This is a genomic window from Belliella aquatica (assembly GCF_014637795.1).
GTDB classification, from domain to species: Bacteria; Bacteroidota; Bacteroidia; order Cytophagales; family Cyclobacteriaceae; genus Belliella; species Belliella aquatica.
Genome location: NZ_BMFD01000001.1, coordinates 474,770 through 499,144, shown reverse-complemented (window position 1 = coordinate 499,144; position 24,375 = coordinate 474,770). Strand labels below are relative to the sequence as shown.

Below are 24,375 nucleotides of genomic sequence, written 5' to 3'. Positions count from 1 at the left end.
GTGTTTTGTTTATTCAAATGATCGTTTATAAAACCACGTGTTATCGTTAAGAGAAAATCCTAAACTAAAGTTTACATAATTTTCTCTAATTAGTCCATTATCTGTCGAGCCTCTTGTCCCGACTTTCACGGCTAGATTTACCATAGACAGGGAGTTTACTGGAATCGAACCTCCAAAATTGATGCCAATATCCGTAATCTGGGATTGGTTGACTATATAAGGAGTTTGCTGATATTCGAGTCCAACTCGGTACATGGTGCGTTTCAGCATGTTATCCATAGAAGTGACATCAGGGGTCCATTGACCACCCAATCCTATTTTGAAGCTCTCGCCAAGCTCTCCCGACTCTCCCGAAAAGGACCTATAATCGGTAAAGTCTTGGAACTGTGCTTCTAGTCCAACTACAAATTTATTAATTTTTTCGAAAGATATACCATAACCTAATTTATTAGGAAGGAAAATTTTTCCTCGCTCGTCATCATTGATCACATCACCTGGTTGATCTGGGTTATTTGCATTGCCCAAGTCAGCCACCTTTGCAAACTGCTTGCCTCTGATATCTCCAAATGCATGATAAATCATTCCTAGGTGTAGGTTACTTCTAGCACCTGTTTTGAAGAAATAATGAATTCCTCCTTTTACCGTGACATCCGACACAGTGAACCTTTCATAATACTCAGAAGTAGTCCCCACTTCAAATCCTGCGCTGTCTACTAAGGATAATTGATTCGTTCTTATGGTTGATCCAAATAAATAAGATCCATGAATACCTACACTCAGGTTTTTGGCAATCATGTATCCTGTTGATATGTAAGCTTCTGAAATCCCACCATCTCCTTCTACACGATTGATAGATCTTAAATCTGAATTAGCAACTTGCCCATTTACCAAAATGTTGTAATTCACACCACTTATTTGGTTTAATCCCATACCAACACTCATTTTCCCTGAGTTGATCGGTAACGACAAAGCTAAATACGATAAGCCTCCACCATCTAGACTCTCGCTTTCTGAGCTTGTTGCAGCCTGAACAGAACGGTAGTTCATTGCGGCTTGAAAATTAAAAACTGTGTTTCTAGAAGCAAGTGCGGGATTGACATTATTTATAGACCAAGCTGTACCGTAGCTAATTCCTAGTCCACCCATGGCTTGATTTTGGGTAAGTCCTCCGTAGTTGAATTCTCCAAGTCCAAGTGCACTGTAAGAAGAAGCACTTGATTGAGAAAAAGATTCTGAAAATATGAAAATGGCACCTACAGCACCTATTAATCGTAATCTATTTTTTATTGACATTGTAAGTTAAAATTCTATTCAATCCATAAAGGACCAAATTGGGGATTACAAATATGTGGTCTTTTGTTAAGGTTTCAAAGAATTTTGAGTCTCCTCCGCAAATAATGACCTTTAAATCTTGATGTTGCTGCTCATAAGCTGCTATAAACCCTTCGATTTCGAAGAGGATACCATGATATACGCCACTCTGAAGTCCTGATTCAGTTCGGTCTCCAATTATATTTATTTTTTTATTTTCTTTTAATTCCGCTAGAGGCAATCTTGCTGTCAACTGATGCATGGCTTGAAATCGCATTCTCAAGCCTGGCGAAATAGCTCCCCCAAGAAATTCATTTTTCTGGTTTAGAAAATCATACGTGATACAACTTCCTAAATCAATGGAAAGCAAATTGCCTTTACCAAACATAGCTCTGGCACCTACCGCAGCGGCTTTTCGATCTACTCCCAAGGTGTCGGGCGTCCCATATTTATTTGTGATTGGAATTGCCGTCTGTCTTGTCAAGTAGAGGAATTGAAAGTCCAACTTTATTTTCAACTCTGCTTCGCTAAATTTCACCGAGCTGATGATGCAATGCTCAAAGTCCAGCATTCCAATTTCAAGCATGAAATCCTCTAAGGATTCATAAGCCTTTTCAAGAACAATGTGCGCTTCTTCAAAAAGTGCTGTTTTGATTCTTGTATTGCCAATATCGATGATCAGATTTCTCAAATAAGCTTAAGTTTACTCCCGAATGCTGAAATTTTCATTTTGAACATTCGGCTAAATTAGTCATTTTCAACATCGGGCTGTTTTGAAAAGATTATTTTTAACTTTAAGGCTGAATATTTAACAAAAATTAACCCCTTACTATGTCTCAACAATACCATTTGATCGGCTTGATGTCCGGAACTTCCGGAGATGGTCTTGATATCGCCTATTGTCAATTTGAAAAATCTGAGAAATGGACTTTTAAAATTATAGAGGCAGAAACGGTGGCTTTTCCAAATGATTTAGAAAATCAACTCAAAAATTCACATCAGCTGTCAAGCCTGGAGCTTCATCTTTTGGATGTTGCCTTTGGAAAATGGATGGGCGAGGAAAGCAAAAAGTTTGTCGCAAAGCATCAGATCCAAGTAGAGGCCATCGCCTCACATGGCCACACGGTCTTCCATCAACCTGAAAAAGGTCTTAGTCTTCAAATCGGGAATGGCTGGGCGCTGCATGCGGCTTCTGGCTTGCCCGTTATCAATGACTTCCGCATGCTTGACGTGCAACTAGGAGGCCAAGGTGCACCTTTGGTTCCTATCGGAGATATGCTGCTTTTCGATGTGTATGATTACTGTATCAATTTGGGTGGCATTGCCAATATCAGTTTGGATGCTGCAGGTCAAAGGACTGCCTTTGATGTCTGCCCTTTCAATTTGCTTCTGAATCATTATGCTCAGCAAAAGGGGATGCCTTATGACAAAGGAGGAACTCTCGCAAGCAGCGGTGTTTTGTTCCCTGAAATTTTAAGAGAGCTCAATGAAATTCCATTTTACCATAAACGAGGAGCCAAATCTCTGGGAAGAGAAGATCTTGGGGTATTTTATGATATTTTGGAAAAGTACCCTAATGTACCGATGGAGGATAAATTACATACCTTAATCATCCACTATGTTTATCAGATCAAAAAAGTCATCCCGCAAGCAAAAGGGAAGATGCTTGTAACTGGTGGAGGTGCTTACAATAGCTTTTTTATGGAAGAATTAAGAAAAGCTATGGGGGAAAATCTCGATATTCCTAAAGCTGATCCAATCCTTATCGACTTTAAAGAAGCGCTGATTTTTGCCTTTTTGGGAGTGCTTCGCTTAAGGAACGAAAATAACTGCTTGGCTTCTGTCACAGGAGCAAGCAGGGATAGTTGTGGGGGGATGATTTATGGTATTTAAACAAAATCAGTGGAAACCCGAAAAATATGCGTGTCAATAGAACGCTGATTGAGCTGATTGAGCAGATGGTCACTGATCAAAAAAAGGATGACAAAATTTTATAGCAAATCCAAAAGATATTGAGCGTGTAGATACAACACCTAGCTAAGCGAATAAAATCAGTGGAAATCCGCAAAATCCGTATCATCCGTGTGCAAATAGAACGCTGATTGAGCAGATTGGGCGGATGATCGCTGATCAAAAAAAGGGTGACAAAATTTTATAGCAAATCCAAAAGATATTGAGGGTGTAGATGCAATCTACACCTTGCTAAGCGAATAAAATCAGTGGAAATCTGCAAAATCCGTGTCATCCCGATTTTCGGGACAGGTTCCGTGTGCAAATAGAACGATGATAAGAGGATTCTTTTTAGAAAGTTAATACCAGTCCAGATGCCAGGGGATCGACTTTAAAATCTAATCTCGTACTTGTCTTTTGACCTTCAAATAAGTTCTTATTGTATAAATTGACAGCTCTTTGCACATTAAGGTTGTAATTGGCTTCGAATATTGAGGCAGTGATTCCTAGACCCGTAGCCGAAAGGCCAACAATATCTCTTGTCCCAGAATCACTTATGAAAAAGGTAGAAATTAAACCTACAGTCGTGATCACATAAAGTGGCAATACTATTTTTTGGCTTCTCAATGCTTTATCCAAAAATTGCTTAGTATCTGAATTTAACTCCATCAATGTTTTTATTTCGCTGTTTTTAAGACGAGTTTCATTTTGATAGTATTTTGGAGCCGAAAGCAAACGGTTTTTTGTGTCTATAAAAGTATTTGCTTGTTGACCAAAAGAAGTAAAAGCAAAAGCAAGAAAGAAAAGAATTAACGTTATCTTTTTCATATACATTAGTTTTTAATTAAATAATCAAAAAAAAACAAAATCATATTTTTAGTTACGTTAGACTGTGATCCAAGTTGCAAAAGTCTAGAATTAAACTCAAAAAATTAATGAACTCCAAGTAGTCTAATAATCAAGAAATAGAGAAAATGCATTTCATCAAATCTGTAGACAATGTGAATCGAATTTATTAGTTTTCTAAATTCTTCAAAATCCATATCCATACTGTCTATCTCCCAAATATTTCTATTTTTGCCTAAGATTTAAACCCAAATTTTATACAGATGAAAGATTTACTCAAGAAATTTGAGAATAAGCAACCGGAGATTGTGTTTGAATGGAGCGATAGTGAGACAGAAGCAGAAGGTTGGGTTGTGATTAACTCTTTGCGTGGAGGTGCAGCGGGTGGTGGTACAAGGATGAGAAAAGGCTTGGACAAAAGAGAGGTAGAGTCTCTTGCCAAAACCATGGAAGTGAAATTCACAGTTTCAGGACCTGCGATCGGCGGTGCAAAATCAGGAATCAATTTTGACCCAAATGATCCAAGAAAATCTGAAGTTCTCAAAAGATGGTATGCAGCGGTCATACCTTTATTGAAAAACTACTATGGAACAGGCGGAGACCTGAATGTTGATGAAATCCATGAAGTCATTCCTATCACGGAATCCTATGGCCTTTGGCATCCACAAGAAGGTGTGGTAAATGGCCATTTCAACGCTACAGAACCTCAAAAAATCAGAAAAATAGGTCAATTGCGTCAAGGAGTTTCCAAAGTTTTGGAAGATCCAGATTATACGCCGAATGGACCCAAAAAATATACAGTAGCCGATATGATCACCGGTTTTGGCGTGGCTGAAGCGGTGAGACATTATTACAAAATCTGGGGTGGTCAACTCAAAGGAAAAAAAGCTGTCATTCAAGGTTGGGGAAATGTCGGTGCTGCTGCTGCTTGTTTCCTTGCAGTGGAAGGCGTGAAAATCGTTGGTATCATTGATAGAGACGGTGGTCTAATCAAAGAAGAAGGTTTCAGTCTTGACGAAATCAGAGAACTATTTATCCTTAGAGAGGGCAACAAATTGGTAGCAGAAAATATGATTCCATTTGATGAAATCAATGCAAAGATCTGGGATTTGAAATCTGAGATATTTATTCCTGCTGCAGCATCTCGATTGATTAATAAAGACCAAGCTGAAAGAATGGTGAAGGCTGGATTGGAAGTAATCTCATGTGGAGCAAATGTGCCATTTTCAGATCCTGAGATTTTCTTCGGTCCTACAGGAATGTGGGCAGATGAACAAGTTTCTGTGATTCCTGATTTTATTGCAAACTGTGGTATGGCAAGAGTATTTGCTTATTTGATGTCTGATAAGGTAGAATTGACAGATGATGGGATCTTCAAAGATGTGAGCAAGACCATTGCAAAAGCTTTGAAAAAAACACACGAAGTCAATCCACAAAAAACTAAGATCGCACAGGCTTCTTTTGAAATAGCGCTCAAGCAACTCGTATAACAAATTAACCAATCATCAGTCAGTATCAGATAATTTAAATTATTTGGAACTGACTGATCTGTTTTCACTAGTGCTTTTCATTCAAAATAAGTAGTTTAGCGGTATAAAATCTTTTAGAGCCATGAACTAATCTCTAAAAGTATATGCTAGGAATTAGGCTAATCTTTCGATATACCCCTTAATAACATTTGAATGAAGAATTTTATTGCTGCTATTTTGCTGCTTTCTGGAATTTTCTTTGTTTTCAACATTTCAGAAGTTAAAGCGCAAGCAGAAACTCAAACCGAAATACAAGATACTACCGCTCAGGATAACCCAATATCCAGTGTTGCTGCTCATATTCATGATGAAGCTCATGAAGAACATCACCATGCTGCTCCTGTTTGGTTGGTGATTCCTTTTGTGCTTTTGCTACTTATGATTGCAACAGGACCTTTGTTTTACGAGCATTTTTGGCATCACAATTATCCCAAAGTAGCTGTTGGCTTAGCCATATTAGTTGTTTTTTACTACCTATTTGTATTAGACAATGTCCACGGACCTGTTCATGCCTTAGCTGAATATGTTCAGTTTATTGCTTTGCTTGCTTCTCTCTACATCGCCTCGGGTGGGATTTTGATAGAAATAGACAAGAAATCCACTCCAATGGCCAATGTGACCTTACTTTTGGTTGGTGCATTGGTTTCTAATCTAATCGGAACGACAGGAGCTTCTATGTTGCTTATTCGACCATTCATCAGGTTAAACAAAGGTAATATTCAAGCTTATCACATCATTTTCTTCATCTTTATGGTGAGTAATGTGGGGGGGTCATTAACTCCAATCGGGGATCCTCCGTTATTTCTTGGTTTTCTGAAAGGCATTCCTTTCTTCTGGACATTGGAACACAATTGGCCTGCGTGGCTGGTAGCTTTGGCATTTTTAGCTACAGTTTTCTACTTTATTGATAGAAAAATGGGTAAAGCCAATGATGACGAGTTAGAAGAAATTACCTACACGAATAAATTCGCCTTGATTGGGTCGAGAAATTTCCTTTGGCTGGCAGTAGTCATAGCATCGGTGTTTTTAGATCCAAACGTAATCGAATGGGTTCCTGCGATCCATTATGATGGACAAAAATTCTCTTTCTTAAGAGAAATCATCATGCTTTCAGTAGCCTATTTCTCTTTCAAGTTTGCTGATCAAAAAGCAATCAAAGGGAATGAATTCAATTTCGAGCCAATCAGAGAAGTTGCCTTTATATTTATAGGAATTTTTGGCACCATGATGCCTGCATTGGAGTTGGTTGGAAACTTTGCCAAATCACCCGAAGGTGCTGCTTTGATTACTCATAATACGCTTTATTGGGGAACAGGAATCCTTTCAGGTGTGCTAGATAACGCACCAACTTACCTCAATTTCCTTGCTGCTGCTATGGCTTCACAAGGAGCAGAAATCAGCAATGTAGCGATGGTGAAAGATTTTGCGATGAATAACTATGAAGATTCAGCTTTTGAGTTGATGGCAATCTCTCTTGCTGCTGTTTTCTTTGGTGCCATGACCTATATCGGAAATGGTCCGAACTTTATGGTGAAATCGATCGCAGAACAAAGTGGAATTAAAATGCCTTCCTTCTTCGGATACATTATCAGATTCTCCATTCCAATTTTGCTACCTGTATTGGTGATTATTTGGTTGATCTTCTTTGCTTTTGTATAGCATCAATAAAGTTTGGTTTGTTTTATAACTCAAGTTTTGAATTTTAACTTTTCAAAATGTTTTGTTGTAGAGAACAACACAAAGGTCACAAGCATAAACTTGTGACCTTTGTGCATTCTTGGTATTCTCCTTCGTGGTAAATATTGCTTCTGAAATTAGAAGTGACTCCTAATAAGAAATGACCAATGAATCAGATTTTATAAATAGATGAATCGAAATCAATTCTATTTCAATCTTTCACGCTAGCTTTCACATGCATCAAGATGGGATCTAAAAAAACCACTTTTTGCTTCCCATCTATCTCAAATGAATCTATGATGCCTGCATCAACATTCATAAGCAGCCAACCTGTTGTTTCAGTTTCATAAAACGTATTCTCAGAACCAATTACAAATTCGATTCTCTTAACTTCTTGCTTGTCATTATATAAAATCTTGAGAGATTTTAGCTTACTTTTCTCTCCTTTTTTCAGATCGTAAATCGTTTCTGAATCATCTTTAGTGATTGAATACGCTTTTGCAAGAGCGGGTCTATTGATATCGGCTTGAATGAAAAAATCCAATTCTCTCAGCCACTCTTCCTGATTAGGTGTAACTTCAAATTTTTCGACTGTTTCTTTAATCTGAATTTCCTTTTGCAAGGACTTTCCTTCCAATTTTGAAGCTTGTTCCTCAATAAATTGCTCTAATTGAAAATAAGGAGGATCGAAATCCTCCTTATCTGATGTTTGAGTTTGACAAGCGATAATTGTTGTCAAAAAGAATATCCAAATAGTTTTTTTCATCATTATTTCAATAAAATGTGCCCTGTCATTTCTGCAGGAATTGCTACACCGAGCAAGGTTAAAATAGTAGGCGCCAAATCACCAAGTTTTCCATCGTTGACTTCTAATCTGTCTTGATCATCTACCATGATACAAGGCACCAGATTAGTGGTATGCGCTGTATTTGGCGAGCCGTCTTCATTGATCATCACATCCGAATTTCCATGATCAGCAATGACGATAGTCGTGTACCCATTTTGCAAAGCGTGAGTTATAACATCTTCTGCGCATTTGTCAACTGCTTCGCAGGCCTTAACGGCGGCATCAAACACACCTGTGTGCCCTACCATATCAGGATTGGCAAAATTCAGACACACAAAATCAACTTCCTTCTTTTTCAATTCAGGCTTGATCTTATTTGCAATTTCAAAAGCACTCATTTCAGGCTTCAAATCATAAGTTGCCACCTTAGGAGATGGACAAAGAATCCTGCTTTCTCCCTCAAAGACCTTCTCTCTCCCGCCGGAGAAGAAAAATGTGACGTGAGGATATTTTTCTGTTTCGGCAATTCTGATTTGTTTTTTGCCATGAGCGGCTAAGACTTCCCCGATTGTATTTTGAAGATTATCTTTTTCAAAAAGTACTTTTACACCTTTGAATGTCTCATCATAACTTGTGAAAGTGATGTAATTCAAAGCTAGTTTCTTCATTTTATAGTCTTCAAAATCCTTCTGAGTAAGCACTTGTGTGATTTCTCTTCCTCTATCAGTTCTGAAGTTGAAACAAATGACAACGTCACCTTCTTCGATTTTAGCTAAGGGTTTCCCTTCTTTATTTGCTTTGACAATGGGACGAATAAATTCATCAGTAACGCCGTTTTCATAGGACTTTTTGATCGAAGTTAGGATGTCTTTTGACATTTCTCCTTCGCCCAAAACCATCGCGTCATAAGCGAGTTTGACACGCTCCCAACGATTGTCTCTATCCATCGCGTAATATCTTCCAACTACAGAAGCGATTTCACCTGTGGAATCCTTTAGATGGTCTTGCAAATCTTGAAGATAACCTATCCCACCTTTAGGATCAGTGTCTCGACCATCTGTAAATGCATGGATATAGGCTTTTTCCAAACCATTTGCTTTTGCAGCGTCACAAAGGCCTTTGAGGTGATTGATATGAGCATGAACTCCACCATCAGAAAGCAATCCGATAAAGTGGACCTTTTTATTTGATTCTATCGCATATTGAAATGCTTCTTTCAAAATTAAATTTTCCTTTAAATCACCATCTGCTACTGCTTTGTTGATTTTTACTAAATCTTGATAGACCACTCTTCCTGCACCAATATTCATGTGCCCAACCTCTGAATTTCCCATTTGACCTTCGGGAAGACCAACAGCAAGACCTGAAGCTTCTAATTTAGAGTGCGGGTATTTTTCAAAAAGACTATCTACAAAAGGAGTATTGGCTTTATCGATAGCTGAAACGCTGGGATTGGGTGCAATTCCCCATCCATCCAAAATCATCAGTATTACTTTCTTCTTCATAGTGCAAATATAGGTATTTCTAATAGGTTTAATTTCCAATTATAGAACCTCAAAAATGAGCATTCTTATTTGTCTTTTCAAATTTATTTTAGCGCTTCATCTATAATTCATAATTATAACATGATAGATTTTGCAGATTCTAAGAGATTGAAACAATAGTTTGGTATTTATTAATAGATGCTATTTCTTTGGCTTAGAATTTGTTTCACCGACAGACATGAATAAAATAGTGCCCATATTGATTTCTTTTTTTGTTCTTTTAAGCCTATCGCTTTTTACATTTGCGAGTACCGAAGTAGAAAATGAGGTAATTTTTGTATCATTCAAAAATGGGTCAAGTAAAGATTTGGCGAGACATTTTGAAAATGGTGTTGAGCTAAATATTAATGGTAGTCAAGGAGAATTTTCTAAAAATCAAGCGGAATTAGTCTTAAGAGATTTTTTCAAGAAGTATCCACCCGAAGATTTTGAGATACTCCATGAAGGTTATTCAGGCGAACAAATCAAACATTATATCGGTACTTATACCTCCATGGGTGAGGCATATAGGATTTTGATCAAGGGAAAAATTTATCAGGAAGTCTATAAAATCTACAGTTTAGAAATCATCAGATACTAATTTTTAGCCTAATTTCCTTTATTTCCTTATTTTTGCCTTGTGAGAAATTTACCCTATTTGACCGATTCCAGCATCCAAAAATTTATTGAAAATGCACTTTTAGAAGATGTAGGTCCCGGAGATTATTCTTCCCTCTCTTCGATTCCCGCTCATCAACAAGGCCATGCACAATTGTTGATCAAAGAAGATGGGGTGATTGCTGGACTGGAACTTGCCGAAATGATTTTCAAGCAATTTGATCCAACCCTGGAGGTTGAGAGAATATCGAAAGATGGAGACTTAGTCAAAACTGGGGACATTGGCTTGCGTGTAAAAGGTAATGCGATTTCAATTTTGACAACCGAAAGACTGGTTTTGAATTGTATGCAACGCATGAGCGGCATTGCCACCAAAACACATCAGCTCAACAAATTAATCTCCCATACCAAAGCAAAGTTGATGGATACCAGAAAGACCACACCCAATTTCAGAATGATGGAAAAATGGGCCGTCGTCTTGGGCGGTGGAATAAATCACCGATTTGCACTCTATGACATGGTCATGTTGAAGGACAATCACGTTGATTTCGCAGGAGGCATAGAAAAAGCTATCCTTGCTACAAAATCATACCTACAGGCTAATCAACTGAACTTAAAAATAGAAGTAGAGACAAGAAATCTAGAAGAAGTTGCGGAAGTGCTTCGGGTAGGTGGAATTGATTACATCATGTTGGATAATATGGATTATCCGACCATGCGCAAAGCAGTAGAAATGGTCAATGGTCAGTTTCCTCTCGAAGCTTCTGGAGGAATTACGGAAGACACACTCAAAGATGTTGCAGAATGCGGAGTTGATTTTATATCCGTAGGAGCACTCACCCATCAGGTAAAAAGTATGGATATCAGTTTGAAAGCAATAAATTAGCTCTAAACATATACAAAAATAAAAAAAGGCCATTCACTGTGTGAAATGGCCTTTTTAATTAAATATGGCTGTGGTTAATCTTTTGTTGCAAAATCCGGATAGGCTCTCATGCTGTGTTCGTTGATGTCTAAACCTTCGATCTCCTCTTTTTCATCGACTCTAATCCCTACAGTTCTTTTCATTGTAAAGAAAATCAACCAACTCGCTACAAAACAGAAAGCTCCAACTACTCCAATTCCTATGAGCTGAGACCAAATTTGACTCATTCCAGCCAAGTCCCCAAAGAAACCAACCGCAAGTGTGCCCCAAATACCCCCAACCAAGTGAACTGAAATGGCACCGACTGGATCATCGATCTTAATCCGATCAAAGAATACAACTGCAAAAACGACTAATGTACCTCCGATAAAACCTATAATCGCTGACTCACCAACACTCATCAAATCAGCACCTGCTGTAATTCCAACTAGGCCAGCCAAAATCCCATTGAGAACCATGGTGATATCGTAAGTTTTGAATTTTAAATAAGAAGCCATTAAAGCCCCAAAAGCTCCTGAAGCTCCTGCAATAGCTGTGGTTACAAAAACCAAAGAAACTGTACCTGGATCAGCGGTCAAAACAGACCCTCCATTGAATCCAAACCAGCCAAACCATAGTAAAAATACGCCAATTGTAGCCATTGGGATATTGTGGCCAGGAATAGCACTCATGCCTTTCTCTGTGTACTTTCCGATTCTTGGACCTAAAAGATAAGCGCCTACTAGGGCACCCCATCCACCAACAGAGTGTACAATGGTAGAGCCAGCAAAATCATAAAACGGAGTAGCCAAAGTATCCAAAAATCCTCCACCCCATTTCCACATTCCTACAATTGGGTAAATAATTCCAACATATAGGATGGAGAAGAAAATGAATGGTCCAAGCTTAACCCTTTCTGCTACTGCACCTGATACAATTGTCGCTGCGGTGGCTGCAAACATGGCTTGAAAGATAAAGTCAGTGAAGAATGTATACCCTTCATTGTAAGCAGAAGTATTCCAGCCCTCAGGAAGGGAAATCCCAACTCCAGTAAGACCAAAGAAGCTCCCAATAAAATCATCTCCAGGATACATGAGGTTAAAACCAATAAAGGCATAAGTCAATAAGCCTATCGCTGGAATGATGGTGTTTTTAAAAAGTATATTAACAGTGTTTTTTGCTCGTGTGAGTCCAGCTTCTAGACTCGCAAATCCAAGATGCATGATGAAGACCAAAATGGTCGCCACCATCATCCAAAGATTGTTTATAGTAAACATTTCTTGATTCATAGGTTTGTATAGGTAGGTTTGAAATAGGTTGTACTAATAGGTGTCAATCAGAATTCTTTTCTTAGAGCGCATCTTCTCCTTTGTCGTTATTTCTGATTCTGTAGGCGTCGAGCACATCAGAAACAAAGATTTTTCCATCGCCGACTTCGCCTGTTTTTCCTTCAGTCAGGATACAATTGATCACAGGCTCGACCAAATCCTCTGTAGTTACGATTTCTATCTTCGTCCTTGGAATATAAGAGGGTTCAAAAGCGACTCCACGATAGGTCTGTGGGCGAGCATGCTCCAAGCCCATTCCTTTTACTTCGTAAAAAGAAAGAAACTTTACACCCAACCCTGCGACGCATTTATATATCTCTTGGAATTTGGATGTTCTAATGATTGCTTCGATTTTTTTCATTTTAGTCAATGAATTAGTGGTTTTCTTGAAATATAGACGCTAATGTAAAACAAAAATTACAAAAAAAATAAATCAAGTTTATTTTTAACCCTATTTTTATTAAAATCATGTTTAAAAATTACTTTTTGGATATTTTTCGATCTAATATTCTAAAATTTTATACTCTTTTAGATAAAATACACCTATTTTAATACCTAAATCCTGAGAAATTAGAGATGATGAAAACATGTTTTCGGATTTAATCTGGTGTAAACAGCCATATTTTTGTTTCAATTGCCTTTGTATGAGTGATGAAAGGAGTAAATTTGAATCCGTGAAATTTTAAACATCAATTAAAAATTATGCAAAACAAACCAACACTTTTGGTACTTGCCGCCGGTATGGGCAGTAGATATGGCGGAAATAAGCAAATCGACGGTTTCGGCCCAAATGGCGAAACAATTTTAGAATATTCAATCTATGATGCTATCAGAGCTGGATTTGGTAAAGTAGTCTTTATAATAAGGCAAGAAATATTAGAACTTGCTAAAGAAAAATTTCTTCCAAAGATCGAGGGGAAAATCGAAGTGGATTTCGTACTTCAATCTTTAACTTCTTTCGTCCCTGAGGAATTTCAAAATCCCGATCGTGTCAAGCCTTATGGTACCGCACATGCAGTACTTTGTGCCAAAGATGCTATTAATGAACCATTTGCAGTGATTAATGCAGATGATTTTTATGGCAAAGAAGCATTTGAGGTGATCGGCAAGTTCCTGAAAAACGGCGTACAACCAAATCTACACGCTATGGTAGGCTACGCAATACAAAATGTACTTTCTGAACACGGTACAGTCAGCAGAGGAGTATGTTCTATGAATGCTTCTAATCAGCTTATTGGCATGGTAGAAAGAACGGCTATCGCAAAAGAAAACGGGAAAATCATCGCAAATGGGGATGGTGAATCTATTGAAATCAAAGAAGGCACGCCAGTTTCAATGAATTTCTGGGGTTTTCATCCAGCAGTTTTCCAGCAACTTGAAAAAATGTGGGACGCATTTTTACCCGCAAACAAAGAAAATATCAAATCTGAGTTTTTTATCCCACTTGTAGCCAACAACCTGATTGAAAGTGGTGAAGGAGCAGTTGAAGTTTTGGAAGGTGGAAAAACCTGGTTTGGCGTAACTTACACAGAAGACAAACCTGTTGTAATCGACTCCTTAAAGAAAATGCACGATTCGGGAGAATATCCTGAAAATCTTTGGAATTGATTTACGACAATGAATCAAAAAAGGGCTGGAATCAAATTCCAGCCCTTTTTTATTGCTTCAACCTTTAAACTTACGCTCCTTTTGCTTCCAACAAAGCTGCTACAGCGTCATCTCCTGGTCTTGGTGCATTCGCATTGACAAGTTTGTTGTCTTTACCAATAATCAGGTATCTTGGAATGCCCCATACTTTGAAATATTTCATAATGTCCGCTTCAAAACCTTTACCAGTGTAAACATGCACACCTCGCATAGGATTTTTATCTAAATAATTCTTCCATGGTGCTTGCTGATCATCTACAGAAACATACATCAATACGATATCTTCATGTTCTCTCAGCTGCTTTTCAAAATCAGGAGTTTTTGTTCTAAAGGTATTGATACATGGACCGCACCAACTCGCCCACAAATCCAAATAAATCACTTTGTCTTTATACTCTGATAGACTTACTTTCTCTCCTTCCAAGTTCACAAAACTGAAGTCCTCTACAACAGATCCTGTTTTCAATTTTTCTAAAGAAATCAATCCATCCTTTAATTTTGCAAGATGGGTTGAGTTAGTATAATTCTTAGAAAAATCTGATACTGCCCTTTCACTATCTTCATAACTGCCAGTTAGCATCAACATGTCATTCATTATACTTGAAGCAGCAAAAAGTTCGCCTTGATCTCCAGAAATTGATTTAATTTGATCAGCGACATCTGTATTTGGCATTCCAAAAGGAATCTTCATTGCTGAATGCATTGCCATCATCAATGATCTCGCCAAGTCGTCCGTTAAATTTTTGATATCTTGATCTAGATTTGTTTTGGAAAGGTACTCTTTTAAGAAAACTAAGCGCTCTTCGACTTCCATTTCCTGAGCCCTATCAAGGTAGAGTTCTCCTAACTGAACGAGCATGGTGTGTGTAAAAGAAGCTGCTACACTTTTCTCATCCTCCATCAACTCCCCAGCATTGTCAAGATAAAATTGATTCATTTCTTTCTGAATTTCTTTTACAAAAGATATGAAATCCTCTTTGGAGGGAGCGTCTTCTACATCATATAAAACTGAGCTTACTTTTCCATAAAGATCGTTTTGGACATAATTTTCTAGTCCTGACATATAATTGACGTAGGATTCAGAGTAGTCTTGTGCCTTTACCGTCAAACTAAAAAAAAGACCTAAAAACAAAAATAGTGTCAGTTTTGAAAGTTTTAAGATGATGTTCATAAGTTTAGGTGTTAGTTTTGAATACTTCAAGAATAAGGTAGTCTGATAACTCAACGCAATTTCTTACTAATTTGATCAAAAAAACGAAAAACATTCCAAATTCATTACCAAGATGAAAAAAATCTTCTTCTACAGCGACACTATATTAAAAAATCTGGCCTTATTAATTTTGAGAGTAAGCGCAGGCTTAATGATGGCCACCCACGGATGGGCCAAGTTATCTGAATTCAGTGCCAAACTTCAGACATTTTCAGATCCGATAGGACTAGGACCAGCAGTTTCTTTACAGCTCGTGATTTTCGCAGAATTCTTTTGCGCCATTTTCTTAGCGATTGGATTTTTGACAAGGTTATCATTGATTCCTCTGATCATAGTAATGCTTGTAGCAGCTTTTATTGCACATGGGGATGACCCATTTTCAGCTCAAGAAAAATCACTTTTGTTCTTAACTATTTTCGTCAGCCTCTTTTTGTTAGGTCCCGGAAAATGGTCTGTAGATGGACAAATCAACAGAAAAAATAATTATTGATCCCAGATTCCTACTGCTCCGCTGTCAACCATAAAAAACTTAGCGTTTGAGTCAATCTCTCTTAAGATTGACTTGGACCGCTCAGGTCTTGCATCTGTGATAAACAACTGTCCAAATTTATGATTTGCGACTAATTTCATGAGCTTTTCGATCCGATGGTCATCGAGTTTATCGAAAATATCATCCAAAAGCAGAATTGGCTTGGTCTCTTTATGAGCAAAGAAAATTTCAAATTGGGCTAATTTAAGCGCAATGACAAATGATTTTTGCTGTCCTTGAGACCCAAATTTTTTGATAGGGTAGTTGTCAATTTCAAAGACAAAATCATCTTTGTGAATCCCCATTGTTGTCCTTTTTAGAATCAGATCTTTTTGTTGATTCTGCAAAAAAGCCCGTTCAAAGTCTGATTCCAAGCAATCTGAATCATACTGAATAGATATGTTTTCTTGTCGACCCGAAATATCGGCATAATGATCCAAAAGCAAAGGCTTGTATTCCTCCAAAAAGCGCTCTCTAGCTTTTGCAATTTGCATAGAGAGCTGGATAATCTCCCTATCATAAGGTTCTAACAAGGGTTTATTCACTCTGTTGGTATCAGCAAATTGCTTCAGTAACGCATTTCTTTGTTTGAGAAAATGCTGATAACGCACCAAGCTTTCTAGATAAGTTTTATCCAATTGACAAAGCATGTTGTCAAAAAATCGTCTCCGCTCCTCGCTTCCATCCTTTATCAAAAGGGTGTCATCAGGAGCGATCATCACCACAGGAAGCAAACCAACATGTTCACTCATTTTTTCAATAGGCTTCCCGTTTTGAATCAATTGTTTTTTCTTGCCTGATTCCACCACACATCGGATTTCCAAAGTCTTGGCATCCATGTCAAAATCACCAAAAACAGTAAAAAAATCTTGTTCATGCAGAATATTTTGGCTGTCTTGGGCATTTACCGCGCTTTTGGTTAGGCAGAGATAATGAATTGCATCCAGTAGATTTGTTTTCCCAGATCCATTGATCCCCACAAAGCAATTGATCTCTGTAGAGAATTCCAGCTTTGCCTGCTTATAATTCTTAAACTGATTGAGCTGGAGATTTTTCAGGTGCATTTTTAGAAACTGTAGTGTTTTTGACTATTTTCGCATTCGGACTTAAATTTCAGCCCTTTTGCTTATATTTGGGTCCTAATTTAGCATATTTTACAACAAACGATATGGCAAAGAAGAGTACGACTGCAAAGTCAAAAGCAAAATACTCAAAAGAAACATATGCTTACTGGTATGAAAGCATGTTGTTGATGAGAAGGTTTGAAGAAAAAGCAGGTCAACTATATGGTCAGCAAAAAATAAGAGGTTTTTGTCATTTGTACATCGGACAGGAAGCTTGTGCTGCGGGAGCAATCACAGCTTTGGAAAAAGATGATAAGTGGATCACAGCTTATAGAGACCATGCGCATCCACTAGGTCTAGGAACGGATCCAGGAGCGGTGATGGCGGAACTTTATGGCAAGGCAACCGGAACTACCAAAGGAAAAGGCGGATCGATGCACATTTTCGACAAAGAAAGAAACTTCATGGGTGGTCATGGTATCGTAGGAGCACAAGTTCCTATGGGCTTGGGTATAGGTTTTGCCGAGAAATACCAAGGCACCAAAAACCTTTGCATCTGTCACATGGGTGATGGTGCCGTAAGACAAGGTGCTGTTCATGAAGCATTCAACTTAGCCATGCTTTATAAAACTCCAGTGATTTTCGTAATCGAAAACAATGGATATGCCATGGGAACTTCTGTAGCAAGAACATCAAATGTAACTGAACTATACAAAATTGGAGAAGCTTATGACATGCCTTCTTTCCCTGTGGATGGAATGAATGTAGAAGCCATTCACGAAGCAGTCGCAGAAGCAGCTGAAAGAGCTAGAAAAGGCGATGGACCAACCTTGTTGGAATTCAGAACTTACAGATATAAAGGACACTCAATGTCCGATCCTCAGAAATACAGAACTCGTGAAGAGGTAGAGGAATATAAAGAAAGAGATCCAATCGCTCAAGTAAAAGCAACTATCCTAGACAATAAAATCTTAACTGAAGATGAACTCAAGGAAATTGATAAAAGAGTGAAAAAGCAAGTAGATGATTCCGTGAAATTTGCAGAAGAATCTCCTTGGCCTGATGGACAAGATGCTTTCAAAGACATCTACAAACAAGAAGATTATCCTTTTGTAATGGAATAAGCTAATTGAAAATTTTAAAACCCTTGAAGGATCTTCTTTCAAGGGTTTTTTGATTTTATAGAAGCCAAAACAGTCCAAAAACATTTTATAATATTTTAGTTTTGACTAATTAATAATAACTTTTCTTCACTTTTTGTGGTCAGATTATTAGGTATTAGTTCAATGGCTTTGCATTTGTATCAAAGAAATATATCTTTGCGCCAATAATTTTAATAGAATGGCTAAGAAACAAACAAAAAATAGCGAAGTAGAGTACGAATTACTGGAAAACCCAGAGGTAATCGCAAGCAGATTAGAAAGAGGTGAAGACTTTGTAAAAAAGAACTCAAAAATCTTTGGCGGAATTTTAATTGCTGTGGTGATTTTAATTGCTGGCATCTTGTTTTTCCAAATCAATAAGCAAAATCAAAACGAAAAAGGTCAAGCAGAAATGTTTCAGGCTGTATACTATTTCGAGCAAGATCAAACTGACTTGGCTTTAAATGGTGATGGTACGAATGCTGGCTTTTTGAAAATAGCTGAAGATTATTCAGGTACTGATGCTGCTAATTTGGCTAATTTCTACATTGGTTCTATTTACCTATCAGAAGGTCAATTTGAAAAATCAATTACTCACTTAAAGAAATTTTCAGCTGACGATTTCTTTGTACAAGCTAAAGCGTTTGCTTTGCTAGGTGATGCTTATTTAGAATTAGGCAACACCAGTGAAGCGATCTCTAATTATAAAAAAGCGTCCACTGAGAGTGAAAATAAATTTTTCACGCCAAGGTATTTGAACAAACTTGCTGTCGCTTATGAAGAGGCAGGAGACATGGCAAATGCTATCAAAACTTATGAAACTATCGAAGAGAAATACTTCGAGTCATACGAATATACAAACGCACGAAAGCATAAAGCTCGCTTGGAAGGTCTTGCCTCTAAGTAAATGCTTTCTATACATCGCATTTTAGAAGAGTAAGATCAGAAGGTCTTACTCTTTTTTTATTATCAAACTCAACAACGAAATTTATGGCTACTTCCTTAAAAAGCTTAAGTCAATACACTGACAAAAATATTATCGATGTTTCTGGAAAAAAATTCGGTATCGTCGTATCAGAATGGAATGATCAAGTAACCGAGTCCTTATTTTCCGGTGCTTTGGAGACTTTACTGAAACATGGTGTAAAGAAAGATAATATCTACAGAAAAAATGTTCCCGGATCATTTGAACTGACCTTAGGAGCGCAATGGCTTGCGGAATTAGAGGAAATAGATGCTGTCATCTGCTTAGGCTGTGTAATCCAAGGGGAAACACGTCATTTCGATTTCATCTGTGATGCTGTTGCCAATGGTATTACAAATGTAGGTTTGAAGTACAACAAACCAGTCATTTTTGGAGTTTTGACTCCCGATACATTACAACAGGCGTTGGATAGATCAGGAGGAAAGCATGGGAACAAAGGAGACGAAGCGGCTATTACAGCTGTCAAGATGCTAGGGTTTTAGGAGATGGGAGAAAATAGATAGAAGCAAGAGGCGAGAGTCAAGAAGCAAGAAGCGAAGATGCAGTAAACCCCTAATGGACTTGCCTGTTGCAGACAGGGTTGAACTTCTCTAAATCAAAAGAAAAAAGTGTCAATTAATCTCAGAACGTGAGAATTTGCCCTGAAATAACTGTTCCGATACCGATAGTTCGTCACCGAAGGTTAAATTTCTTCAATCAATGAAATAAAGTACCAATCAATTTTAGGACGTTAAGAAAGATTGAGCTAATTCTTAATTCATAACTAGAAATCAGATATTCTAAATTTAAAAAATCTCGAATGTAGAATATCGAAATGTGAATTGTAGAAAATAAAGTGAAAGGAAAGAGTCGGGAGACAGAAAAACCAAAATTGGAATCAAAAAACAACCTCAAACCTAACAGATATATGAAAATAATGAAATTCGGGGGAACGTCTGTGGGCAGACCCGAAAGAATGCATCAAGTAAAAGAGCTGATCACGAGAGACAACCAAAAGAAGATTGTTGTCCTATCAGCACTATCAGGCACCACTAATGCACTTGTAGGAATCGGTGATGCACTTGCTGATGCTGATAAGACACTTGCCAAAGAGCGTATTGATACTTTGCACAAACATTATTTAGCGTTTTATAAAGAGCTACTCAAAACAGAATCAGCTCAAAAAAAGGCCGAGAAAATCATCGCTGAGCACTTTGAGTTTCTAAATATTATCTTGAAGATTTCATTTAATGAAGCAATCAACAGGGATATTTTAGCTCAAGGCGAGCTGCTTTCAACCAAGCTGTTCTACACATTACTTCAAGAACTCGATATTCCAGCTGTTTTCTTGCCTGCCTTAGATTTCATGAGTATCGATGAAAATCACGAGCCTGAACTCAAGAAGATATCTGAAAAGCTTGAAAGCATTCTTGGCAATTATGCCGATGAAAGCATTTTCATTACTCAAGGATACATCTGCAAAAACCATAGAAATGAAGTTGACAACCTGAAGCGTGGTGGATCGGATTATTCTGCTTCCCTGATTGGTGCAGCCATCAATGCCAGTGTGGTGGAGATATGGACAGACATCGATGGAATGCATAACAATGATCCAAGGATAGTTGATAAAACCCGACCTATTGCAGAAATGTCATTTGACGAAGCTGCCGAGTTGGCCTACTTTGGAGCTAAAATTTTACATCCCGCATCCATTTGGCCTGCACAGCAGAATAATATCGCTGTAAAACTCCTGAATACCATGGAACCAGATGCTCCAGGGACAACCATCACCGCGCAAGAAGTTGGGATGGGAGTGAAAGCTTTAGCAGCAAAAGATGGCATCACAGCGATCAAGATCAAATCAAGCCGAATGCTTTTAGCTTATGGTTTCTTGAGAAAGGTCTTTGAGGTTTTTGAGAAATATAAAACTTCCATTGACATGATTACTACGTCAGAAGTTGCCGTGTCAGTTACGATCGATGATGTATCTCATTTGAATGAAATAGTCAAAGAGCTTCAGGCTTATGGAATTGTAGAAGTCGACCAAAATCAAGCGATTATTTCTATAGTAGGAAATATGATTGCTGAGTCCAAAGGAAGCATTGCTCAGATTATGAATTGCCTGACAGCCTACCCGATCAGGATGGTCTCTTATGGTGGAAGCCGGCATAACGTCTCCCTACTCGTAGATGCACAATTTAAAAATGCTGCGCTACAAAGTCTAAACGATGGACTCTTTGAATGGTAAAATCTTCAAATCCCCTTTTTGATTTTCAGAAAGGGGATTTTTTATAACCTAGCCATCCACCTTGCCAAAAGTACTTCATGGGCAAGGTAAATTCCCTCATCTTCGATGACTAGCTCTTGTTTTTGAAGGGATTTTATCGCTGTATTTACCGTACTGGCAGCACCCAATTGATACTTATTGATAAACTCTTTTGAAAGTGGATTTTGTAGAGGCTCTTCTTTGGCGATAGCCTGAAAAACCTTCCACTGTGTCTTCGTGAGCATCTTGGGGAAATTAGCAAAAACAGCTTGCTGCTGCGCCAATATATCGGCTCTCACCCGGTGGAAATCTGATTCTTTTACAGTTTGACACTGAGCATAGAGATAATTACAAATCAATTGAACGGTATAAGTCTGACCCCTCGACCAGTCAATGATTAATTCAATAATCTCCGCAGAAATCACCTTTTTCTTTGCAGCAAAATGCCCTTGAATAAACGGAGTATATTTCTCCAAAGGAATTGGTCCCAATGAAATCAATTGTGCACTTTGATAGAAAGGTCTATTTTTCTCCAAAAACATCTCGGCCATCATTCCTCTATGACTTCCCGAAAAAATAAACCTGATACTTGGAAATTTTTGAACCCAAGTTCTAAACATGGCTTCGGCATTTCGCTCACTGTAAGTTGCCACATGCTGAAATTCATCAATCGCAACTACTATTCGCTTTTTTCGCTGATTCAAAAATTCTCCCAATGCTTGAAGTGATTGTTCTTCGTGTCCTTGAGCATTCAAACCTAAATTCAAAGACGGAACACCTGATACTGGATCAAAACTAATTGACGCTCCTATAGAGGAAATCATTTTTTGAATGGTCGCATTGATCCCTGATTTCGTTTTTCCAAAGCGATCAAAAACAGCTTGAGACAATTCCTTAACTGCATCTTCCAAAGTTACCGCCGACAAAAAATCTACATAAAGGGTTTCATAGTCGCCTGAATCTTCTATTTCTTCAAAAAACCGTTGAACCAAAGCGGATTTCCCAAGTCTTCTCCACGCATATAAGACTACATTCCTGCCGTTTTTGATGTGCTCTTCGAGAATAAGCAAGTCATCCTCTCTATCGCAGAAATAAGCTTTTCCGTGGTAAGTATTCAATACAAAAGGATTATCAGGCTTTTTCATCTTTCAAATATTCTGAACAATCGAATTTAATTAGCGATATAATATTACGTACATTGCGTTACGCAAATTACGTAACGCAATGTACATAACAAATTTAGGTTTATCAAAACCAATTATAAAATCCTTTTAGTATTTATTCTTCTTTTTGGCCAAATTCGGGGATGAAGAAACTTGCAATCCTTTTTATTATGCTTCTGACTATCGGAAGTGTCGCTGCTCAAGATCGTTATGAAACCCATTTTGAAAAATCAGATGGGAAGCAAACGCCTGTTTACTCGGACGTTATCGCCTATTTTAATCAATTGGCCAATGATTTCGAATCAGTAAAAATGGTCGAAATGGGTGTGACGGATTCAGGATTTCCTTTACATGTTGTATTGTTTGACACACAAAAGGTGTTTGACCCAATAGACTGGCATAAAAATGACCGTTTGATTTTGTACATCAACAATGGAATTCACCCTGGAGAACCTGATGGAATTGATGCTTCCATGATGTATTTGAGAGATATTTTACTCGGGAAAATTGAAGTTCCAGCTGATATAGCAATTGCGATTACACCTGTTTACAATATTGGTGGACATCTCAATCGCGGTTCACACAGCAGAGTAAATCAAAATGGCCCTGAGGAATTTGGTTTTAGAGGAAATGCGAGAAGCTATGACCTCAACAGAGATTTCATCAAGGCAGATACAAAAAATGCCCGTTCATTTCAGCAAATTTTCAATTGGCTGAAGCCACATGTGTTTATAGATACCCATGTCAGCAATGGGGCAGATTATCAGCACGTGATGACTCTGATATCTACACAACACAATAGATTAGGCGGACAACTGGGTGAATACTTAGAAAAAGAGCTCAATCCTGCCCTTTATAATGGAATGAAGGCAAGGGATTTTCCAATGATCCCCTATGTCAACGCTTATGGAAGCAAACCTGAGAATGGGTGGCCTCAGTTCAAAGACAATGGAAGGTACAGCAGTGGTTATGCAGCACTTTTCAAGACTTTGAGTTTTATGCCTGAGACACATATGCTCAAACCTTATGATCAGCGTGTGGAATCAACTTACGAGTTGTTCTTAACGTTCACCGATATTTTCCAAAAGGATGCGTCCAAAATCGTGGAAATGGCCAAGGCAGATAGAAAAGAAATTGCAACAAAAGAGCAATTTGGTCTCAACCATACTTCAGACAGAAGTTCGCATAAATTGATGGAGTTCAACGGATATGAATCAGGGATGAAACCTTCTGATATTTCTGGATTGCCTAGACTTTATTACGATCGCGAAAAGCCCTTTTCGGTTGATATCAAATTCTATGATGTCTATCAGGCAGGACTAGAAATCAACAAACCAGAAGCCTATATTATTCCACAGGGTTGGCACACAGTTATTGACAACCTTAGGAGAAATAGTGTTCAGGTGCAAGAATTAAAGCAGGACACGAGTATACAAGTTACTGTTTATCACATCAAAGATTTTCAAACTGGACAGAGACCATATGAAGGACATTATTTGCACAGTAAGGTTGAAATAGAAAAATCAGCTGCAATGATGGATTTCAGAAAAGGAGATCTCATGGTGATGATGAATCAAGAAGCAAATAACTACATCATAGAAGTTTTAGAACCACAAGGAGAAGACAGTTTCTTTGCTTGGAATTTCTTTGACACCATATTGCAGTCCAAAGAAGGCTATTCTGCGTATGTCTTTGAAGATTTGGCAGCAGCGTTTTTGGCTGAAAACCCTCAGCTCAAAGCATCTTTGGAAAAGGCCAAATCCGAAAATGAGGAATTAGCAAAAAGTGGATCAGCACAATTGAGATGGGTCTATGAAAACTCTCCTTGGAAAGAAAAAGAGCATAACAGATATCCTGTGTATAGGGTAGAAAATTGATCCTTGAGAAACTTATCACTAATTTCGAAAGCTAGTCCAA

General features: G+C 38.0%; 22 protein-coding genes. 12 read left to right on the top strand and 10 right to left on the bottom strand.

Going from position 1 to position 24,375, the window contains the following annotated elements; translation table 11 throughout:
- Positions 1-9: 9 nt before the first annotated feature.
- A complete protein-coding gene (gene bamG, locus IEV57_RS02060; protein ID WP_188439111.1) occupies positions 10-1,293 on the bottom strand; it encodes a BamG family beta-barrel-assembly machinery protein in 1,284 nt (427 codons plus the stop codon).
- The gene (locus IEV57_RS02055) at positions 1,277-2,002 is read right to left on the bottom strand and encodes a type III pantothenate kinase (protein ID WP_188439109.1); all 726 of its coding nucleotides are present in this window, start codon (positions 2,000-2,002) and stop codon (positions 1,277-1,279) included. Before IEV57_RS02055 ends, bamG begins: the two co-directional genes overlap by 17 nt.
- 140 nt (positions 2,003-2,142) lie before the next feature.
- Here IEV57_RS02055 and IEV57_RS02050 point away from each other — a divergent pair, with 140 nt between their 5' ends.
- Positions 2,143-3,204, top strand: a complete 1,062-nt coding sequence (locus tag IEV57_RS02050) for an anhydro-N-acetylmuramic acid kinase (protein WP_188439106.1) — start codon at positions 2,143-2,145, stop codon at positions 3,202-3,204.
- Positions 3,205-3,612: 408 nt separating this feature from the next.
- Here IEV57_RS02050 and IEV57_RS02045 read toward each other — a convergent pair whose 3' ends face one another.
- Positions 3,613-4,089 (bottom strand): hypothetical protein, encoded by a 477-nt coding sequence (locus IEV57_RS02045; RefSeq protein ID WP_188439104.1) that lies wholly within the window; start codon positions 4,087-4,089, stop codon positions 3,613-3,615.
- A 281-nt stretch (positions 4,090-4,370) separates the two neighbouring features.
- On the opposite strand from IEV57_RS02045, the gene IEV57_RS02040 reads away from it, so the two are divergent.
- The gene (locus IEV57_RS02040) at positions 4,371-5,597 is read left to right on the top strand and encodes a Glu/Leu/Phe/Val dehydrogenase dimerization domain-containing protein (protein WP_188439102.1); all 1,227 of its coding nucleotides are present in this window, start codon (positions 4,371-4,373) and stop codon (positions 5,595-5,597) included.
- A gap of 192 nt (positions 5,598-5,789) precedes the next feature.
- Positions 5,790-7,295, top strand: coding sequence for a sodium:proton antiporter (locus IEV57_RS02035; RefSeq protein ID WP_188439100.1), 1,506 nt, complete (start codon positions 5,790-5,792; stop codon positions 7,293-7,295).
- 229 nt (positions 7,296-7,524) lie between these two features.
- On the opposite strand, the gene IEV57_RS02030 is transcribed toward IEV57_RS02035, so the two are convergent.
- The gene (locus IEV57_RS02030; protein ID WP_188439098.1) at positions 7,525-8,082 is read right to left on the bottom strand and encodes a hypothetical protein; all 558 of its coding nucleotides are present in this window, start codon (positions 8,080-8,082) and stop codon (positions 7,525-7,527) included.
- Positions 8,082-9,605 (bottom strand): 2,3-bisphosphoglycerate-independent phosphoglycerate mutase, encoded by a 1,524-nt coding sequence (gene gpmI, locus IEV57_RS02025; RefSeq protein ID WP_188439096.1) that lies wholly within the window; start codon positions 9,603-9,605, stop codon positions 8,082-8,084. Before gpmI ends, IEV57_RS02030 begins: the two co-directional genes overlap by 1 nt.
- Positions 9,606-9,822: 217 nt before the next feature.
- Here gpmI and IEV57_RS02020 point away from each other — a divergent pair, with 217 nt between their 5' ends.
- Both IEV57_RS02020 and nadC read left to right on the top strand, forming a co-directional pair.
- Positions 9,823-10,224, top strand: a complete 402-nt coding sequence (locus IEV57_RS02020) for a DUF4783 domain-containing protein (protein ID WP_229744208.1) — start codon at positions 9,823-9,825, stop codon at positions 10,222-10,224.
- 39 nt (positions 10,225-10,263) lie between these two features.
- Entirely contained in the window at positions 10,264-11,127 is an 864-nt protein-coding gene (gene nadC, locus IEV57_RS02015) for a carboxylating nicotinate-nucleotide diphosphorylase (RefSeq protein ID WP_188439094.1), read from the top strand.
- Between the two features lie 74 nt (positions 11,128-11,201).
- Here nadC and IEV57_RS02010 read toward each other — a convergent pair whose 3' ends face one another.
- On the bottom strand, positions 11,202-12,434 hold the full coding sequence (locus IEV57_RS02010; protein WP_188439092.1) for an ammonium transporter: 1,233 nt from the start codon (positions 12,432-12,434) through the stop codon (positions 11,202-11,204).
- 61 nt (positions 12,435-12,495) lie between these two features.
- Positions 12,496-12,834: a P-II family nitrogen regulator gene (locus IEV57_RS02005; RefSeq protein WP_188439090.1), complete on the bottom strand. Its 339-nt coding sequence runs from the start codon at positions 12,832-12,834 to the stop codon at positions 12,496-12,498.
- 341 nt (positions 12,835-13,175) lie between these two features.
- Here IEV57_RS02005 and IEV57_RS02000 point away from each other — a divergent pair, with 341 nt between their 5' ends.
- Positions 13,176-14,081 (top strand): nucleotidyltransferase family protein, encoded by a 906-nt coding sequence (locus IEV57_RS02000; RefSeq protein WP_188439088.1) that lies wholly within the window; start codon positions 13,176-13,178, stop codon positions 14,079-14,081.
- A gap of 70 nt (positions 14,082-14,151) precedes the next feature.
- Here the strand turns inward: IEV57_RS02000 and IEV57_RS01995 are convergent, their stop codons facing one another.
- A complete protein-coding gene (locus IEV57_RS01995; RefSeq protein ID WP_188439085.1) occupies positions 14,152-15,291 on the bottom strand; it encodes a TlpA family protein disulfide reductase in 1,140 nt (379 codons plus the stop codon).
- A gap of 112 nt (positions 15,292-15,403) precedes the next feature.
- Between IEV57_RS01995 and IEV57_RS01990 the strand changes: the two genes are divergently transcribed.
- Positions 15,404-15,820, top strand: coding sequence for a DoxX family protein (locus IEV57_RS01990; protein WP_188439083.1), 417 nt, complete (start codon positions 15,404-15,406; stop codon positions 15,818-15,820).
- Here IEV57_RS01990 and recF read toward each other — a convergent pair.
- On the bottom strand, positions 15,814-16,923 hold the full coding sequence (gene recF, locus IEV57_RS01985; protein ID WP_188439081.1) for a DNA replication/repair protein RecF: 1,110 nt from the start codon (positions 16,921-16,923) through the stop codon (positions 15,814-15,816). The two genes, IEV57_RS01990 and recF, sit on opposite strands and share 7 nt — an antisense overlap.
- Before the next feature lie 104 nt (positions 16,924-17,027).
- Here recF and pdhA point away from each other — a divergent pair, with 104 nt between their 5' ends.
- From pdhA to IEV57_RS01965, 4 genes are all read left to right on the top strand, one after another.
- Positions 17,028-18,047: a pyruvate dehydrogenase (acetyl-transferring) E1 component subunit alpha gene (gene pdhA / locus IEV57_RS01980; RefSeq protein ID WP_188439079.1), complete on the top strand. Its 1,020-nt coding sequence runs from the start codon at positions 17,028-17,030 to the stop codon at positions 18,045-18,047.
- Positions 18,048-18,264: 217 nt separating this feature from the next.
- Positions 18,265-18,972: a tetratricopeptide repeat protein gene (locus IEV57_RS01975; protein WP_188439077.1), complete on the top strand. Its 708-nt coding sequence runs from the start codon at positions 18,265-18,267 to the stop codon at positions 18,970-18,972.
- Between the two features lie 83 nt (positions 18,973-19,055).
- Positions 19,056-19,532, top strand: coding sequence for a 6,7-dimethyl-8-ribityllumazine synthase (ribH, locus tag IEV57_RS01970; RefSeq protein ID WP_188439075.1), 477 nt, complete (start codon positions 19,056-19,058; stop codon positions 19,530-19,532).
- A gap of 425 nt (positions 19,533-19,957) precedes the next feature.
- A complete protein-coding gene (locus IEV57_RS01965) occupies positions 19,958-21,277 on the top strand; it encodes an aspartate kinase (RefSeq protein ID WP_188439073.1) in 1,320 nt (439 codons plus the stop codon).
- Positions 21,278-21,318: 41 nt separating this feature from the next.
- Here IEV57_RS01965 and IEV57_RS01960 read toward each other — a convergent pair whose 3' ends face one another.
- Positions 21,319-22,440, bottom strand: coding sequence for an AAA family ATPase (locus IEV57_RS01960; RefSeq protein WP_188439071.1), 1,122 nt, complete (start codon positions 22,438-22,440; stop codon positions 21,319-21,321).
- 161 nt (positions 22,441-22,601) lie between these two features.
- Between IEV57_RS01960 and IEV57_RS01955 the strand changes: the two genes are divergently transcribed.
- Entirely contained in the window at positions 22,602-24,335 is a 1,734-nt protein-coding gene (locus IEV57_RS01955) for a M14 family metallopeptidase (RefSeq protein WP_188439068.1), read from the top strand.
- The last annotated feature ends 40 nt before the right edge of the window (positions 24,336-24,375 follow it).

Excerpts from the sequence above, each read along its gene's own strand:
- IEV57_RS02005 (WP_188439090.1), bottom strand. The coding sequence starts at position 12,834 with ATGAAAAAAATCGAAGCAATCATTAGAACATCCAAATTCCAAGAGATA.
- IEV57_RS01975 (WP_188439077.1), top strand. The coding sequence starts at position 18,265 with ATGGCTAAGAAACAAACAAAAAATAGCGAAGTAGAGTACGAATTACTG.
- IEV57_RS02045 (WP_188439104.1), bottom strand. The coding sequence starts at position 4,089 with ATGAAAAAGATAACGTTAATTCTTTTCTTTCTTGCTTTTGCTTTTACT.
- gpmI (WP_188439096.1), bottom strand. The coding sequence starts at position 9,605 with ATGAAGAAGAAAGTAATACTGATGATTTTGGATGGATGGGGAATTGCA.
- pdhA (WP_188439079.1), top strand. The coding sequence starts at position 17,028 with ATGGCAAAGAAGAGTACGACTGCAAAGTCAAAAGCAAAATACTCAAAA.
- recF (WP_188439081.1), bottom strand. The coding sequence starts at position 16,923 with ATGCACCTGAAAAATCTCCAGCTCAATCAGTTTAAGAATTATAAGCAG.
- IEV57_RS02030 (WP_188439098.1), bottom strand. The coding sequence starts at position 8,082 with ATGATGAAAAAAACTATTTGGATATTCTTTTTGACAACAATTATCGCT.
- IEV57_RS01965 (WP_188439073.1), top strand. The coding sequence starts at position 19,958 with ATGAAAATAATGAAATTCGGGGGAACGTCTGTGGGCAGACCCGAAAGA.
- ribH (WP_188439075.1), top strand. The coding sequence starts at position 19,056 with ATGGCTACTTCCTTAAAAAGCTTAAGTCAATACACTGACAAAAATATT.
- IEV57_RS02000 (WP_188439088.1), top strand. The coding sequence starts at position 13,176 with ATGCAAAACAAACCAACACTTTTGGTACTTGCCGCCGGTATGGGCAGT.
- IEV57_RS02040 (WP_188439102.1), top strand. The coding sequence starts at position 4,371 with ATGAAAGATTTACTCAAGAAATTTGAGAATAAGCAACCGGAGATTGTG.
- IEV57_RS01955 (WP_188439068.1), top strand. The coding sequence starts at position 22,602 with ATGAAGAAACTTGCAATCCTTTTTATTATGCTTCTGACTATCGGAAGT.
- IEV57_RS01990 (WP_188439083.1), top strand. The coding sequence starts at position 15,404 with ATGAAAAAAATCTTCTTCTACAGCGACACTATATTAAAAAATCTGGCC.
- bamG (WP_188439111.1), bottom strand. The coding sequence starts at position 1,293 with ATGTCAATAAAAAATAGATTACGATTAATAGGTGCTGTAGGTGCCATT.
- IEV57_RS02050 (WP_188439106.1), top strand. The coding sequence starts at position 2,143 with ATGTCTCAACAATACCATTTGATCGGCTTGATGTCCGGAACTTCCGGA.
- IEV57_RS01995 (WP_188439085.1), bottom strand. The coding sequence starts at position 15,291 with ATGAACATCATCTTAAAACTTTCAAAACTGACACTATTTTTGTTTTTA.
- IEV57_RS02010 (WP_188439092.1), bottom strand. The coding sequence starts at position 12,434 with ATGAATCAAGAAATGTTTACTATAAACAATCTTTGGATGATGGTGGCG.
- IEV57_RS01960 (WP_188439071.1), bottom strand. The coding sequence starts at position 22,440 with ATGAAAAAGCCTGATAATCCTTTTGTATTGAATACTTACCACGGAAAA.
- IEV57_RS02035 (WP_188439100.1), top strand. The coding sequence starts at position 5,790 with ATGAAGAATTTTATTGCTGCTATTTTGCTGCTTTCTGGAATTTTCTTT.
- IEV57_RS02020 (WP_229744208.1), top strand. The coding sequence starts at position 9,823 with ATGAATAAAATAGTGCCCATATTGATTTCTTTTTTTGTTCTTTTAAGC.